Source organism: Neorhodopirellula pilleata (assembly GCF_007859915.1).
Lineage (GTDB): Bacteria > Planctomycetota > Planctomycetia > Pirellulales > Pirellulaceae > Rhodopirellula > Rhodopirellula pilleata.
The window spans coordinates 400,818-416,534 of record NZ_SJPM01000005.1 but is presented as its reverse complement, the minus strand read 5'-3'; the positions used below and the strand labels follow the sequence as shown (position 1 = coordinate 416,534).

14 protein-coding genes are annotated in these 15,717 nt (G+C 51.9%); all 14 read right to left on the bottom strand.

The genetic code is table 11. The features are described from left to right. Positions 1-74 precede the first annotated feature (74 nt). Positions 75-1,373, bottom strand: coding sequence for a lipopolysaccharide biosynthesis protein (locus Pla100_RS14395; RefSeq protein ID WP_146578391.1), 1,299 nt, complete (start codon positions 1,371-1,373; stop codon positions 75-77). 511 nt (positions 1,374-1,884) lie between these two features. Further along, complete coding sequence (locus tag Pla100_RS14390; RefSeq protein WP_231603055.1) at positions 1,885-2,628, bottom strand: PIG-L deacetylase family protein; 744 nt, start codon at positions 2,626-2,628, stop codon at positions 1,885-1,887. Continuing rightward, a complete protein-coding gene (locus tag Pla100_RS14385; protein ID WP_146578389.1) occupies positions 2,522-3,370 on the bottom strand; it encodes a sugar phosphate nucleotidyltransferase in 849 nt (282 codons plus the stop codon). Before Pla100_RS14385 ends, Pla100_RS14390 begins: the two co-directional genes overlap by 107 nt. A 12-nt stretch (positions 3,371-3,382) precedes the next feature. Further along, a complete protein-coding gene (locus Pla100_RS14380) occupies positions 3,383-4,675 on the bottom strand; it encodes a class I SAM-dependent methyltransferase (RefSeq protein ID WP_231603054.1) in 1,293 nt (430 codons plus the stop codon). Then, entirely contained in the window at positions 4,672-5,607 is a 936-nt protein-coding gene (locus Pla100_RS14375) for a hypothetical protein (RefSeq protein ID WP_197167942.1), read from the bottom strand. Before Pla100_RS14375 ends, Pla100_RS14380 begins: the two co-directional genes overlap by 4 nt. Beyond that, positions 5,604-7,028: a DUF4910 domain-containing protein gene (locus Pla100_RS14370; protein WP_146578388.1), complete on the bottom strand. Its 1,425-nt coding sequence runs from the start codon at positions 7,026-7,028 to the stop codon at positions 5,604-5,606. The genes Pla100_RS14375 and Pla100_RS14370 overlap by 4 nt, the downstream gene beginning before the upstream one ends. After that, positions 7,025-8,371, bottom strand: coding sequence for a glutamate-1-semialdehyde 2,1-aminomutase (locus Pla100_RS14365; protein ID WP_146578387.1), 1,347 nt, complete (start codon positions 8,369-8,371; stop codon positions 7,025-7,027). The genes Pla100_RS14370 and Pla100_RS14365 overlap by 4 nt, the downstream gene beginning before the upstream one ends. A 35-nt stretch (positions 8,372-8,406) precedes the next feature. Beyond that, positions 8,407-9,579 carry a methyltransferase domain-containing protein gene (locus tag Pla100_RS14360; RefSeq protein ID WP_197167941.1) on the bottom strand — a complete coding sequence of 391 codons (1,173 nt, stop codon included), beginning with the start codon at positions 9,577-9,579 and terminating at the stop codon, positions 8,407-8,409. Next, positions 9,576-10,586: a glycosyltransferase family 2 protein gene (locus Pla100_RS14355; protein WP_146578385.1), complete on the bottom strand. Its 1,011-nt coding sequence runs from the start codon at positions 10,584-10,586 to the stop codon at positions 9,576-9,578. The genes Pla100_RS14360 and Pla100_RS14355 overlap by 4 nt, the downstream gene beginning before the upstream one ends. A 20-nt stretch (positions 10,587-10,606) precedes the next feature. After that, on the bottom strand, positions 10,607-11,623 hold the full coding sequence (locus Pla100_RS14350; protein ID WP_146578384.1) for an NAD-dependent epimerase/dehydratase family protein: 1,017 nt from the start codon (positions 11,621-11,623) through the stop codon (positions 10,607-10,609). Positions 11,624-11,661: 38 nt separating this feature from the next. Continuing rightward, a complete protein-coding gene (locus Pla100_RS14345; RefSeq protein ID WP_146578383.1) occupies positions 11,662-12,405 on the bottom strand; it encodes a WecB/TagA/CpsF family glycosyltransferase in 744 nt (247 codons plus the stop codon). A 212-nt stretch (positions 12,406-12,617) separates the two neighbouring features. Beyond that, positions 12,618-13,730 carry a glycosyltransferase family 4 protein gene (locus Pla100_RS14340; RefSeq protein WP_146578382.1) on the bottom strand — a complete coding sequence of 371 codons (1,113 nt, stop codon included), beginning with the start codon at positions 13,728-13,730 and terminating at the stop codon, positions 12,618-12,620. Continuing rightward, positions 13,727-15,109 (bottom strand): O-antigen ligase family protein, encoded by a 1,383-nt coding sequence (locus tag Pla100_RS14335; RefSeq protein WP_146578381.1) that lies wholly within the window; start codon positions 15,107-15,109, stop codon positions 13,727-13,729. The genes Pla100_RS14340 and Pla100_RS14335 overlap by 4 nt, the downstream gene beginning before the upstream one ends. Further along, the gene (locus tag Pla100_RS14330; RefSeq protein WP_197167938.1) at positions 15,106-15,717 is read right to left on the bottom strand and encodes a P-loop NTPase family protein; all 612 of its coding nucleotides are present in this window, start codon (positions 15,715-15,717) and stop codon (positions 15,106-15,108) included. Before Pla100_RS14330 ends, Pla100_RS14335 begins: the two co-directional genes overlap by 4 nt.

The window sequence follows — 15,717 nt, the reverse complement described above, 5'->3', positions numbered from 1 at the left end:
AACCCTCTTTGGGAGATCGATTTATTGATCTTCCGCTGCAGTGTGATGAAAGCCTTTATCACAGGTGTTTTCCTCTAAGAAGCGAGAACGAGAATACGGGATGATTGAATGGAAAAGCGGCGACTTCTAATAAAGAACACAACTCTTGCCGATGATTCGATCGCGCAGCCAATGAGCAGTCCGATCGCGGCGGCAGTCGTTCCCCAATGAACGAGAGCTAAGACGGCAATCGCCGTGACCCCCACGCCCAGGGCACTCGCAGCGGACGAAAGAGCGGTGCGATGTTCCGCCCACAAGCAACCATCAAAAGGCATCGTGATTGCCAAACACGAGACCGCCGCAGCCAAAATCGCTGGAAGAAGCCCGGCATTAGCGTAAGCTGGATCGGAAAAGAGGAAGTCGCACACATACTGACCAGCAAACAAAAGAACCAGCGTAAACGCAACCATCACGACGCCAATGGCAACAGTGGCTTGGACGGCAAGCCGATGCATCGCTTGGCTACCCTGAGCGGTTTGCACACCTGCGAGTCGGGGATAGATCATGTTCGCAATCCCGAGAACGAAAGGATTCGATAAAAACGCAATCGTCAGGCATCCCGTGAAGACCCCGGTTGCTTCAGTGCTTAGCCAAAACGCAATGATCCACTGAACTATATTCCAATTCAACTGGTTCATTGTTTGCGAAACAAAAACCCAGCGACCGAAACGCCAATGCTTTCGTACATTCACCTTCCAGCGATACAAGGAGAGCTCAATCTGCCCGCGGCACGCGAAAAGCCAAACCGACAATGCAACTGCGCACGCAAGTCCACCAGCTCCGTGGGCCGTTACGGAATTGAGATGTTGATTCTCAAGTAGTAAATACATTAACCCCAATTGGCAAACGGCAAACAACGAATCGAAACCCAACGCGAGTCCAACTTGCTCGGTTGCGAAACAATGCCTACGTGCAAATTCACGCACCACGCAGAACGGAACAGAAACAGCCAGAACAAACATGACATTTGCGAGATCATTTGACTCTGCAAGAAACGCAAAACAGCCAATCGCCATGAATGCGGAAATCCCGATAACGCCGACGAATCCTGACTGAACTAATGAATTGCCTGTGTACCGCTTCGAGCGATTGCTAGTGATTCGCTGAGAGAAAATCGTATAGGGTGCCGATACAAATGCCTGTAAAATTAAATCGATCAGGATCAATACAGAAAATCCAAGTGCATAGTACCCGAGTTGTTCCGCACCGCAGTATCTCGCGATCATCCAAGATGTGATGAATCGCGTGCCGCTGATCACAAACTGATCCGCAAGAGACAGAACCGTTCTCGTATTTTCTCTATTGATTAACGCTATGGGTGCCTTGCTCATCATTCAGTGCTCGGCTTGCTTGAGCAAGATAAGCAGAGCATTACACTCTGGAGAAGATTTCTTGGGATACAGGACTCAAGATTAAGTAACGGCAGATAGCCGTATAGGACGAGAATCGATCCAAGTATTCTTTCTCCGAGAAGTTCCCGGATAGGTCGGTCTCTCATTTCGAAAACCCTCAAAACTTCGCCAGCGAATGCCAAAAGCGCAATTGCTGAAATCCCGGACCAGCTCCAGTGCATCTCTCGTCCAATCGACATCCCAATTCCAATAAGGAGAAACACGGCAGATAGATGCAGTGATGATCCGAACCACTGCGAAAGGCTCGGCTCCTCGACTAGGTCCGGTTGGTGATGCATTTCCGCGATTGGGTCGTCTCGAGAGAAAAACACTTGATGTCGGACAAAATCGTTGAATGAACCAATGATGCAAACGAAGACGCTCAATACGGCCCAAACGATGGCCATCATGACGGGATTCAGTTCGATAAACGACGACCGAGGGAAAAAACGAATCATTGGATCACTAACTTGCGTGCGTGAAATGACTCGGCATAGCGTGTATCGCATTCAATCCCGCGAAGGCGTGCATTCGCAAGAAAAGCTTCGCGATCAAACCAATGCTTGGATGCTTGGGAATGGTGAAATTGCAACAGACGATCGACTTTCGATTTCATTCGCTTTGGATCGATCGGGATATGGACATTGGGGTGCCCCAAATCTCCCTCGAACTTCGGTATCTCGTACTCTAAAATGGTGTGATTGCGAAATGCTTGCCAAGTTAGCTCGGCGAGGACCCGATGGTCTTGGTGTCGATCATGCAGATAATGTGTGAATATCACGTCAGGATTGTATTCGAGTGATAGTTCGGCAAATACTCGCTTGATCGATCGCCAACATGCTGGAAAACAGCCGTCCTCGAAGTCATGCATTGCCAGCGAGGAGCTTGGAAAGTCGTTAAGCCAGCAATCAGCGCTCGCGACAGCTTCGTGCCGCCGTACTTCATTGCCGGAAAACACGACCCAACGCATTTCTGTGTCTTTCGGAAAAACTGTCTCGAGCGTGGCGCCGCAACCGATTTCAATGTCGTCGGGATGCGCTCCGAGACACAGGACAGATCGTACGTTAGCAAATTGAAGGACATTCACTTCGTTAACTCCTTGCCTGATCCGATGGTTTCGCGGCGACTGAGTTGCTATTCGTCTGCGATTCCATACGCGTTTTGCTTCGTCCCCACACAGTCCAAGGTGTGCTCCCATTGTCGTACATGTCTTGCAACTGCTGCATCTCTTTGTAGGTGTCCATGCATCCCCAGAATCCGTCGTGTTTCAGTGAGTAGCACTTTCCACGATCGACTAGTCTTGCGAATGCGTGATCAACCATGTCTTCGCCGGGACGAAGTTGTTCGAAGATCTCGTTCGAAAAAACGAAGAAACCTCCGTTCATCCAAACGTTAGCCTCGGAGATTGCCTGGACGAGGTGAACCTTTCCGCTTTCATCCGTCTCGATCTTATGAAACGACTGCGTCGGCCTCACTGACAAGAAAGTCGCGGTGGAGTCGTGACGCTCGTGAAACTCGATCAATCTCGGAAGCTCAAGATCAGTAAGCCCATCGGTATAGTTGGCCAAAAACGTTCGATCGTCACCGATGTGTTCGCGGATAGAAAGCAAACGCTCCCCAATTGTGGCGGACGTACCTGTATCACAGAAAGTGATATTCCAGTCTTCAATATCGCGACTTAGAAGATCGATCGTGCGACCGCCACCGCTGATCGAGAAATCGTTCGACACGCATTCGTCGTACTTCAGAAAATAGTCTTTAATGATATTGGCTTTCCAGCCAAGGCATAGAATAAAATCCTTGTGACCGAAGTGGGCATAGTATTTCATTACATGCCATAAAACAGGACGGTATCCAATACCGACCATCGGTTTTGGGATGGATTCCGAGTATCCTCGCATTCGCATCCCGAAACCACCACAGAATAAGACTACTTTCATTTGAGTTTCTCTTTAAGGGATTATTTCGAGATGCGGGATAGGCACGACGAACTGAGCACCCCAGTCACGCACATGTTTCAGTTGTTCAATGATTTCGTCGCGAAGATTCCAGGGAAGTATCAGGATATAATCTGGACGTTCGCGATCGATCACATCGGGTTCATAGACTGGAATTCTCGAGCCGACCAAGAACGTTCCCTGTTTCATTGGATTCCTATCAACAGTGAACTCGACTAAGTCCTCGCGAATTCCGCAATAGTTCAACAGTGTGTTTCCTTTTCCCGGAGCGCCGTATCCCGCAACACGTTTTCCGGCACGGCGAGCTGCGATGAGAAATTCGAGTAATTTCCACTTCGTTTCGCAAACGGACTGAGCAAACGAATCGTAGATCGCCAGTGTATCGAGCCCCGCTGTACGCTCGTGGTCGATTAGTCGAGAGACCGAAAGTTCTGTAGAAATCTGCGACTGAGTGTGACAAACATAGATCCGCAACGATCCGCCATGGGTGGGAAGCGTTTCGACGTCATAGATTCGCAGGTCATTTATTGCGAACACCCGCTGTAACGCGATCACTGATAAATAACAGTAGTGTTCTTGGTAGATCGTATCGAACTGATTCTTTTGGATTAGGTTCAGAAGGTGAGGGAATTCAAAAGTGATTGTTCCATTCATCGCGAGAGTCTGTTTGAATCCGCCAAGAAAGTCATGTAGGTCGGGAACGTGTGCCAACACATTGTTGCCGATCATCAGGTCGGCCCTTATGCCTTCTTTCGAAAGTACTGCGGCAAGTCGACGACCAAAGTAGTCTCTTCGAACTGGAATCCCTTTTGCCTCGGCGGCCGCCGCAAGTAGGCTCGCTGGTTCGATTCCCAAGCACGGCACCCCTCGTTGCACGAAATTCTTGAGTAGATATCCGTCATTGCTAGCGACTTCGACGACGAAGGAGTTCGCGTTTAGATCCAACCGGCTAGAAATCTCCTCGACGAACGATTCGCAGTGTGCTAGCCAAGTGCTCGACATGGACGATGCGTATGCATATTTGTCATCAAAGATTTCGACTCCGCTGACATGATCATGCAACTGAACAAGCCAGCATTGATCGCAGACATAAACTCGAAGCGGGTAAAACGTCTCAGGCTGATCGAGTTGGTCCGCATGAACGAGGCTTTCGCACAATGGCGATAGTCCTAAGTCAACCACGAGATGGGTGACCTCCGCACCGCAGCAGCGACAACGCATTGAAGTCGGCTTGTCATGCATGGAACGCTTTTGTCGCTCGGTCGTTGATCCTGCTGGATTGCTCATGCGAGCGATTCCTCAACCAAATCTGCCGGCGTCGGGTTGAGTGGATATTTTATCCTATTCATTTCGCGATCAACTTCCTCATGGGTGAAATGCGAAAGGTCGGTTGCACGCAGATAGTCCATCAGCGTGGTTCCTTGCGCTTCACTATCAATATTGGGGGCACCTTCATTTCGTTCGATGTCGCGACGATCCACTGTGCGAAAGTCGATACTGAATCGCGTTTGATCAGAAGTGTTCGGAACGGTTGAGTGAAGGTGAGCGGCCGCAAAAACAATGATGCCGCCGGGAGGACAGGTTATCCGTAGGTCATCTTCGAGATCGACCGGTTCGATCGCCGCCGACTGGAATCGTGTGTCTTGTTTGACGGATTGGCTTGCCGCCTCGACACGCCCTCGACTGTTCCAATCTTGGTAGTCGAATCGTGCCGAGTTGTTTTGGACCGGCCGATCCCAGTACTTTGGATGGAACGCCATCGTGTTATCGGAGCTAATCGGATAAACGGGCATCCACCAGTTGATTTGAGACATCGGCGGTGAATACCACGTGTCGCGATGCGGCTTGAAAGCGTATGCCATCCCGGTTGAAAGGTAATCCCCCGCACAGGCGGTTCGCAGGCGAGGTACATCAAAATAGGTTTGGTCATTGACACAACCGAGTTCCGACAGGATCGCTGGGATGATTTTTTTGCATTCGGGGTGGTGAATGAATTTCGGTTTTAAGTCCTTCAGAATCTCGACATACTTCTCAACTGGAAGGTCATGTTGCGCCGTTGCCGGTGTGAATGGATGGAAGGCTTCGCGTGACAGTTCGTCCGCTAACTGACAGATCGCTTTTGTGCTTTTGGTTGGCGAGTAAACATAGATATCGCCTGCATAGAGTCGTTCGCGGCGAGTCGTTTCGTTGTGGTTCGCGTCAATGAGAACATTTGTCATTTGAATTCCTTTTGGAAGGGAATGTTTTGGGGAATGGTTTCAGGGTCGAGCAGCCCGGTGCTCGCAAGAGTTGTGATGGCTCGAACAATCTCGGTTTCTTCGAGGTGGGAACGCTCTGCCATCTCACTCGTCGTATGCCGTCCATCGCTTAGGTTGAGCACCCACATGATGGCTTCTTGTAGGCGGCCGCGATCGTCGTGCTGACCAAATCCTCGGTAGAGATCGTACTTTCCAAGAAAAGGCTCGCAGGTTGATAAGCGATTGACCGGGCGTTCTCGAGAAGACGATTGTTGTGTTGGAGATGAGTCCGCGTCCGGGAGATGGCTTCGTTCGAGAGGATCGCCTTGAGTGTTGGATTGGCGATGATTCGGCGTTGACGCTTCGATCTTCTGAACCATGCGTTCGCAAACATGCAAAGCTTCGAACAAATCGTCGGCGGTTACTAATCCGAGGTTGTCGTCGGACGTGTGGTACTCGGGAAACTCACCGTGAGGCGTGCGTGAGAGGCACCCGACCGGTAGATTGAATCCTGGCGAACAGAACTGACGTTCGTCGTAACCGAAGGGGCGAAAATCTCTTACTTCACCTCCGGATGCATGGACAACATTCACCGCGATCCTGTCCATTGCCGAATTGTGTTGCCGCGAACGTTTGTAGGTAAACCCACCGCCTCCGCCGAGTAGGCTCAGCACCAGTCCGTAGTCGATAAGCGGTACAACTGTTGATTCATTCTCTGCTAGCCAAGTGATCGCTCCGATCGTTGCCGGTGCGAAAACAAAACGATACGTTAATCGGTGGTCAATGTTCTGAAGTGATTTCGCAAGGAAAGTTGCGACGGCGATGCCTGACAGGTTGTCATTGGCCAACGACGGATGGCAAGTGTGACAATATATTAATACGGAACGTTCGGACTTTCCCGGTAACGTACATTCGGCGTAAGTGAGCGAGCCGTCAAAGTGTTCGGAATCAATGTGGACATAGAAATCGTCATTGATGTTTGCCATCGACTCTCGAAGTGAGTGCGCAACACAGAAGCCCCAATCCTGGCGGAAATAGGCTGTTCGATAGGGAATCGCGTGTGGACGAGAGGGGAGGCTATGGATGTGTGGAACGAGCGCACTCCATGGCATCGTTGCGTCGATCGCGATGCTGTCGTTGACAACGTGCAAATTCGAGTTCGCGTAGTCGACCAAACGCTTTCCGTCGCGGGTTGCAATGAATGCATCGTCGATGCGCCACTCTTTCGGTACTACCCAGTCAAAGACTTGGGTGCCGGAGGGCACCTCGTGAACGGTCAAGGGAATCAATCTTTGGAGTTCATCAAAGGTTTCACGCGCACCATCCCCGGTCATGCTGCGGTGAACCGGAAAAAGTCGGTTGACGAGGGAATGCATCTCCCATCCCAGCGGTCGGTCTTTCATGGGACCTCCGTGTAGGCCGATGAAAATCCCGGGGAGTTGAACGGCTGATAGACGACTTGAGAAACGGGCCCGATCAAGTAGTGGTTGACGCCATTTTCGAGTGCGTTGCGATACACCTCCATGGCCTTGTCATATGCCGCAATCGTCTTAGCCACGTCGTCATCGTCGTGCGAGTAGCTGATAACCAACGATGGACCTAAGACACCATGCTTGATGAGTTCCTGCATCAGCAGACTTCGAAACGCTTGGGAGTACTCACCGTCGGCGTCACGGGTCGTGAACACGAGGCAACTCGGACGCCCGATCACATCCACATGATTTTCAAGACCATGGTGAATCGCCGCCGCCTTGATTCCGTCAACTAGCTTTTGTCCTTGACGTTCGAGAGTCTCCACCACCGGATAATTTTGATAGAAGTCGATGGTCGCCATGACGGCGCGAAGTGCGTGGGTTTCAGCGCCGTGGGTGGTCGACATGGCAAACACGCGCGGCTCGTCGTGGTAGATCCCACATCTCCGCATTAGTTCGCGCTTGCCAATGAGGGCCGACGCTGAGAACCCGTTTGCCAACGCCTTTCCGAACGTCGAAAGGTCCGGCTCAATGTCGTATAAATGCTGAGCCCCGCGTGAATGCCAACGAAAGCCCGTGATCATCTCATCGAGGATGAATATCGCACCATGACGATGGCAAATCTCTTGAACGCGATGCAGGAAATCGTCCTGCGGATCCTCGTACTTGGCCGCCTCGAGAATCACTGCGGCGATTTGATTCGGAAACTTTCTAAATTGAAACTCGAGACTCTCAGGGTCGTTGTATCGAAACACTAATGACAAATCGCGAATCGCCTGGGGGATACCGGCTGATATGCCAGTCGTCCCGATGAACCAATCATGAATCGCGAAGAAGGGCTGGTCTGCACAAAGGGCCACACGATCGCGTCCGGTATAAGCGCGTGCCAACTTCAAGGCGGTTGTGGTGACGGTGGATCCATCCTTCGCAAATTTACACATGTCGCCGTTGCCGATATGGTGCAATAGCACTTCGGCACACTCCAGTTCGACTGCTGCCGGACGAGTGAAGTTCGAGCCGTACTCCAGCTCCTGGCGAACTGCATCGACGATCGGTGGAAAAGCGTGCCCTAATGAAACGGCGCGGCACCCCATCCCGTATTCGATGTACTCATTTCCATCAACATCCCATACATGCGACCCTTTTCCACGTGTGATGAACCCGGGCGATAGATAGGGAAATTGGTCGTCACCCTTCGCATACGTGTGGCAGCCTCCCGGGATCACCTCGTGAACCCGTCTTTGCATCGCACGAGATCGTTCGAACTTGCTCATGTTGTGACTCGTGAAGGTTGTTTGATTGTGTTCATCTAGGCTGCCACCACCAGACATTCAATCCCCTGACGCAGCAGCTCCAATTCGATTTCACTTTGGTAGGCTGGGTTGCTGATGATGATGACATCAGGCCTCTCGCTTCGAAGTTCTTCAGGAGAGATCACCAAGTGCCCAGACTTGGGAATATACAAGCCTTGGCGGTTCGGGTTGACATCGACAACTGCTTCGATGGAATCTGACCCGGGAACTAAGCTAAGGAAGCTGATTGCCTTCCCACCGGACCCCCAAAGGAAGACACGCTTGTGGTCGGACGAGAATTGATGGAGTTGGCTTGACCAATGATGGATTTGTTTGCGAGTTTCGCTTTCAAAACGTTCTGCGGCGAGAATCTGCTCCTTCAGGTCGACGACACCAGGCAATTGGGGTTCGGATGGTTCGGCGTCAACATACAGATATGAACTGCAAGAGGGCACTCGTCCGCTGCGGACAATGTTAAAACCGGCCCGTCGAAAAAGATGGCAGATCGTACTTTCGCTGAAGTAGTTGCATTGTTCGTAATGGGGGCTCCAAACGCTGCCGGCATCGATGGCACCAAATCCGTCAAACAGTTCGAAGTGCAGCGATGTCTTTCGATCGCCAATCATGGAACGCAACATTTGAAGGAAACTCAGAGGTTCCGCGATGTCCTCGATCACCGAAACACAAATGATCAGATCACCGATAAGCTCTCGGTGTGACTCTTGAAGACTGCTACGGATCAGCCGCAGTTGGCTAGTACCGATCTGCAATTCAGCTTCCAAAGTGGTAGGGTCAATTCCGACCGCCTTGACGCTGGCGTGTTGACAGATCGACCGAAGTAGGTGTGCTTGGCCACATCCAATTTCTAGAATCGATCTGCCTTCTAGCTGGTGATCGTTGACGAGCGCATGCACCGAGTCGTTCATCGCGATGGCAAGGCCTGGGGAATGACACAGTGAAGCGTCATAACCAAGAGAGTAGCGAACAAGGTCCGGATTAAAAGCAACGTTATGCACGAACCCGCAAGTTCGGCAAAATGCAAGCCGTAACTCGCCGCTAAGCGATTCTACCGCTTCTTGCTTGGTCGACGCGAGTGATCCTGTGTCAGCAGGAAGATGCGTCAACTGGTAAAACTCAAACAAGTCGACGCCTTCACATGCGACACACCGGTGGTCCGAGAGGTTTGTCATTGTGATGCTCCGCTCGGTAGTTGCTCGGTGTGCTGCGAGCCCGCTTCGATGATCCTTCGTCCGCCACCGCCGACGCCTTTGCCATGCATGCGCCGCCCCATTACACGAATCCATTTGCGGGCTTGGGTCGCATAACGCAGTATGGCGATGTAGCACATGAATTTTTGCCATCTCGATACTTCGGCGCGGCGTACGACTGCGAGATGTGCCTGGAACAAAGCAAAACGGGTGGATGCAAAAGGCTTGGTGCTGTCGGCGCGGACAAACTGCTGTTGCTTCGCTACATCGTCTTGGTAGGCTGAGGCGGCGGGATGGATCCGTTGCTGAAATAGGCATTCGTTAACTTGATGCGTCGGTCCCATCAAGCTTAGTTCGCCTATGAGAACTTTTTCCGAACCGTAGATGCTTGGATAGAGACCGGACTTGTGAAGCGCATCAATACGAATCAGTCCATAGGAATCAACGCACCAGCGTGTCCCCATCAGGACTCCCGCAAATCGCTTGCTCGGACGCGGATCGTCGTGATCGATTCTCGGCAAACCAGCCCATCGGCGTTTGCCTGATCCATCCAACTCGATCTCTTCATCGTTTGCCGGCATTCGCTCCAGCCAGGACTTGCCTGCGGCGTCGATCATGTCGGAATCGCAATGACACCAAACCACTTCGGGGCGTGAATCCAGTATCTCGACACAGCGTTCCAGGTAGGCCGATGCACACACGTCATCATGTGCGGCCCACTTGAAATATAGTCCGCGAGCCAAGGCGACGAGCGAATTGAAGTTCGCGATTGCACCAACGTTTTGGTCATGCCTTAGATATCGAATGCGTGAATCAAGGGAAGCATAACGTTCGCAGATCTGCCGTGTGTCATCGGTCGAGCCATTATCGGAGACGATCAATTCGAAGTCGGAAAACGTTTGAGCAAGGATCGACTCGATCGCACTGCCAACAAAATTGTCGCCATTGAAAATCGGCATACCGATCGATACTTTGGGTGACTTTGGCATTTTGGTTTGATTCTTGTCGATCAAGCAGTGAAAGTCGTTTTGGCTTGCAAGTGGTGGTTGAACTGTTCCGAGATCCAGTCGTAGGTCTTTTCCATGCCGTCTCGCAACCGGGTTGATGGTGACCAGCCGAGGCGATCTTCGATCATCGTGTTGTCGCTGTTCCGCCCGTTGACGCCTTTGGGTGCATCAAGGTTGTATCGGCGGGTCAACTCGACACCGGCAATCTGCTCGACGATATCGACAAGACCGTTGATGGTCACCAGTTCGCTGGATCCGAGGTTGATCGGCTCAGTCAGATCGCTGTGTTGAATCAGGTTGATCCCGTGCAGGCAATCGTCGATGAACGTAAAGCTTCTGGTTTGTTTACCGTCGCCCCAGATCTCAATCTCGTTCGTCCCATGGTGGATCGCTTCAAGCACTTTCCGACAGATGGCAGCCGGCGCTTTCTCTCTTCCGCCTTGCCATGTTCCGAGGGGGCCGTAGACGTTATGAAACCTTGCAACTCGCGTCTCCAACCCAAAGTCTTCGCGGAAATGACGACACATTCTTTCGGAGAACAATTTCTCCCAACCGTATCCATCTTCGGGCATTGCCGGATAGGCATCACTTTCCTTCAGCGGAATCACGTCTTCATTGACTTGCTTATCCGCGTTGTAGACGCATGCACTGCTGCCAAAAAAGAATCGCTCGGCTTTTTGGTCGCGAGCTGCGATGAGGAGGTGTGTATTGATCAGCACTGAGATCATGCAGAGTGCCTTATTGTTCTCGATAAATCCCATGCCACCCATGTTGCAAGCAAGATTATAAACATCACCCACTTCTCGACAGGCGTTTTGGCAATTGTCCAGGTCGTTTAGGTCCGCGACCGTGTTGTGGGCATACTCAAAACGCTGGTACCACTGGTCGAATGGCTTGACGTCCACAACCCGGATGTCGCGGTATCCGCGCCGGTGCAAATCGGCGACCAAATGACCGCCGATGAACCCGCCACCTCCGGCAACCAGCACCGGACGTCCAAAATCAATGTTTCTTTTCATTTCAGATTTTAAAGTAGGTGAGAGAATGCCAACCCGTTCTAGGATTGGTTCCATGCCTTTCCAAAGATTGCTTGGACAAAGCGGTAAACAAAAATGGAGTTCGTCGTTAAATACCGGTTGAACAATCGCCTAGGCTCGCACGCGAGCCGAAACGCCCATTCCAAGCCGTAGCGTTGCATCCACGCGGGTGCGGTGGGCTTCACCTTGGCATGAAAATCAAATGCGGCCCCGACACAGATCTGGATTCCACGAATCCGAGTCGCTTGAGATGCAGCAAACTTGTCCTGTTTGGGACACCCCAAGCCGATGAAAACGATCTCCGCGCCCGAGCCGTTAATCTCGTCGGCGATGTTTATCAATTCGTCCTTGGTGAGTTCTCGATACGGCGGTGACTTGCATCCGGCTATCTTGAGCTGTGGGAACGCATCTTGCACGTTGGTGTGGAGTTTCGCGAGTGTGCGTTCTGATCCGCCGTACAGGTAAACAGAAACTTCGTTTGCCTCGCATTCCCGCAGCACGCGCCACATCAATTCAGGGCCGTAAACGCGATCATGAAGATCCGTTCGATATAAAGAGTTCAGTGCCCAACGAACAGGCTGTCCGTCTGGAGTGATCATCGCGAACCGATTGGCTTGCTCGCGCAGTTCCGAATCGCTGCTGAGCGTGACGACGGCGTGCACGGCATGACATGATACAATCGCGGCCTCATGATTCTTGGCCGCTTGTAGAATACAACCAACAGCTTGATCGTAATCGACTGCGCTGACCAGCAATCCGAACAAGCTGTACTTATTCGGCCAAATTGTAGGCTGCGATTCGGGCTCGATGACGGTTGGTTGAGAATTAAGCAAGTTAAAAGGTAAGGGCAAGAGTCGGTGGAGCCGTCTTTCGTAAGATCACTACCGTCTTATTGACGATTTACGGACAATGAAAAACAGAAATTAAACAAGATTGGAGTCATGATGCGGACCTTCCGGAAATGGAACCGCAGGAATTAAATTGTCTTCACTGCACAGTTGGCTTGGACAAACACCTTTTCCATGGACAGGAGATAGTTTTCGAGAGTGTATTTTTCCCTGCAAAGTGCGTGACCTGCGCTGCCCATTCGCGACCTGAGTTCACGGTCGTTGGAAAGGCGACGGATTGAATCGGAGAATGATTGCGGATCATACGGCGGAGATAAGAATCCGGTCACGCCATCTTGGACGATATCTTTCGGGCCGCGCCACCGGGATGCGACCACCGGTAGCCGATGTGCCATGGCTTCCAGGATCACGACTCCGAATGTTTCGGTTTCGAAATGGGTTGGGAAGAAAAAAATGTCCGCATCGGCGTATTCCTGCCATAGTTCATCGCCGCTGCGTCTTCCCACCGTGATGACAGAATCTTCAAGACCCAGTTCGGCTCTCCTGGCCTCGAAGTTCGGTTGGGTTTCGCTGTGCTTGTAGGTGCCTACCAAGCGAAATTCGATGTTTTGGTCTCGCAGATGGTTTGCGGTGTCGAGTAAATCAAAGATTCCCTTTTCTTCCGCCAGCATACCGACGTAGAGGACGACGGTTTTCGTCGAATGCGGGCGTCGGCGAACGCCAGCGACTAGATCGATACCGTATGGCACGATCGACAAACTTTGAGGCATGAATAAGTTCGCATCGTCGACGCAAGACAGCCCCAGGACCACTGCGGAATCTGGTTTCCGCCACGCCCATGAACACATTGACAACCATTTTCGGTCCGCAAGGAACTTACCCAATCCATGAGCATGAAAATGAAAAATCGTCTTTGAAGCAAAAGGGCGAGCGATCGAAAGAATAGCCAGGTCCCGTAGTACGGGGACCCACGATGCAGGGGCCGGTGGATAGTACAACACCGAACCGGGATACCGAACCAGCAACCAAAGCGTCTTGCAGAGAATCGAGAGCAAATGTGTGACCTTATGTAAACCCAACCGACCGTTGTCGAAAACGGTCTCGGAGAATTGCATCGGCACATGGATCATATCCAGACGTTCCGACAATCCATCAATCATGGTCTTGATCGCGACGGCTTGACCGTGCAATGGCGGTGGCGTTTGCCCCAAAACGATTAGCTTGGGTCTCTTGCTATTCATGGCTGTAGCACTCGGCTACGGAGCGATGCGTGCGGATTGCTGCGGTTTGCCCGTAATGTCTCCGATCGGGCGGCACCTCCGATTCCGGCGGCGACGCCCACCATAGCGCCAAATACGATTACTTCGGGCTGCAAGGGTCCCGTGAATGATTCGTTTAGAAAGCTCCAGCCGAGATACCACATCGAGATAAGTATTAGCAGCATCGTGGAGTTCTCAATACCCTTTACTCTTCTGAGAGCTGAAATGACCCCGATGGTCAATGAGCCGAGACCGAGTGCCAAAAGCAAGAGTCCGATTGCGCCAAGAGTGACGAGCGTTTGAAGGACTGCATTGTGAGCGGTCCAGTTTCCCCATTCATGCCACACATAGATTCGTCCGGTTTCGGAGGTAACGAAATACCCGTGCCCGATCAGTGGCGACTTGCTGTAAGATCTCCAGATTTGTTCCCACATCTCTGAGCGTCCCGAGAAACTTCCGAGCTGCGACTTGGTTTGGTCCTGTTTGGCGAAGGCACCGACGTCCTTTCCCATCGCCTCAACGAGCGTCAGTTTAGGATCGCAAACCAAGTAACCGCTGAGCGTCACCGCGCCGACAAGCAAGCACAATGCGGCGAATCCACGGTGCAGCGCGATGACGAACAGAGCAAAAACCGTCAGTGCGGTGACGAGGACTGACAGACGGTTGCCTGCCAGTAGCATCATACCTAGCTCGATGCTAACGATTGGGAACCACCATGAGCTCCAAGGCGATTTCCATAGCAACCTTGCGGCCAACGTCAGCAGAATGCACAGTCCGCCCGAGGCACAAGCGGCAGTCGAATGCAGTACACCAGCCGAGTCTTTCGTGAGTGCACCACTGCGAGGCATTCCAAATCGAAGCGCAATCATAACGATGGACAACGCAAAGATGGCGAGAGCAAGATTCTTAACAATTCGTTCGGTGTCCCGATCGGATCGCCATACAATGCCAATGTAGGTCGCCAGCATCAGAACCATGAAAAAGGTTGCTGACTGTTGCAGTGAAGTTGACTTCAATGCTGACCAAGATGTCGATACCACGCCGTAGGCACCGAACATCAGCATAGGGGCCATCACGACAATGACGTGATGCCGTTTCGGGTGTTTCCACACGCCGAGCAGGCAAAAAGCCATCACACCGAACGCACCACCACGCCCAAACAACTTCATTGCTTTGAGCACAACCGGAGGCAGGATCGGGGTCACGCCAAACCGACTAACACGCCAATCATCGGGTTCCGAAAAACCAATAAAACACAACACCCAGAAACACAAAATCGCTGGCACGAGCAGTCGATCCGGGGAAAAGTTGATCCATTGAAGTTCGGAGGTTGATGGTAGCCTCGCCGTTGCTGATTTCATACGCCGCGATCTCCCGAGTCCGAACGCACGCGATTCAACACGACACCGGAGACCGAAATACCACACCGATCCATCAAACGACGCCGGCTGGTCAATTGGTTTGAAGAGGTCGTTGCGTAATCGACGACCAGCAATACACGGTCCATCGATGCGAGAGCTGACTCGACGTGGGGCTGTGTTCCTAGAATCGGAATATCGCAAACGACCAAATCGTACTCGACGAGCATCGTCCGAAAAATTGCTCGGATTGATTCTTCATTCCACGTCGGCGGGCGATCACAATTCCCTGCTGAGAGCAAACACAAATGGGGATCGGATGTCGGTTGAACAAGCGTGTTTGGGTCTTGATCGGTGTTGATCAAATCCGTCAAACCTGGTTCGAGCCGCAAGTCCAACAGTCGATGCAGTGTCGGGTTTTCGAAGTCGAAGTCGACCAGTAACGTTCGCTTCTGCGATGCGGCCGCTGCTTCAGCGACCTTTCCGGAGATCGTTGAAACGCCATGTCCGGGATGGCAGCCGGTTAATCCGATCAAACCGACCGGATCTCCTGATCGTTGAGTCGGCCATCCAACATTGGTCAAGATGGATGCAAAGCGGTTTGAGGCCAC

Bases quoted from the DNA above. Each gene is read 5' to 3' on its own strand.
- Pla100_RS14375 (WP_197167942.1), bottom strand. From the start codon at position 5,607: ATGACAAATGTTCTCATTGACGCGAACCACAACGAAACGACTCGCCGC.
- Pla100_RS14355 (WP_146578385.1), bottom strand. From the start codon at position 10,586: ATGCCAAAGTCACCCAAAGTATCGATCGGTATGCCGATTTTCAATGGC.
- Pla100_RS14390 (WP_231603055.1), bottom strand. From the start codon at position 2,628: ATGGGAGCACACCTTGGACTGTGTGGGGACGAAGCAAAACGCGTATGG.
- Pla100_RS14370 (WP_146578388.1), bottom strand. From the start codon at position 7,028: ATGAAAGACCGACCGCTGGGATGGGAGATGCATTCCCTCGTCAACCGA.
- Pla100_RS14385 (WP_146578389.1), bottom strand. From the start codon at position 3,370: ATGAAAGTAGTCTTATTCTGTGGTGGTTTCGGGATGCGAATGCGAGGA.
- Pla100_RS14380 (WP_231603054.1), bottom strand. From the start codon at position 4,675: ATGAGCAATCCAGCAGGATCAACGACCGAGCGACAAAAGCGTTCCATG.
- Pla100_RS14360 (WP_197167941.1), bottom strand. From the start codon at position 9,579: ATGACAAACCTCTCGGACCACCGGTGTGTCGCATGTGAAGGCGTCGAC.
- Pla100_RS14350 (WP_146578384.1), bottom strand. From the start codon at position 11,623: ATGAAAAGAAACATTGATTTTGGACGTCCGGTGCTGGTTGCCGGAGGT.
- Pla100_RS14335 (WP_146578381.1), bottom strand. From the start codon at position 15,109: ATGAAATCAGCAACGGCGAGGCTACCATCAACCTCCGAACTTCAATGG.
- Pla100_RS14340 (WP_146578382.1), bottom strand. From the start codon at position 13,730: ATGAATAGCAAGAGACCCAAGCTAATCGTTTTGGGGCAAACGCCACCG.
- Pla100_RS14395 (WP_146578391.1), bottom strand. From the start codon at position 1,373: ATGATGAGCAAGGCACCCATAGCGTTAATCAATAGAGAAAATACGAGA.
- Pla100_RS14365 (WP_146578387.1), bottom strand. From the start codon at position 8,371: ATGAGCAAGTTCGAACGATCTCGTGCGATGCAAAGACGGGTTCACGAG.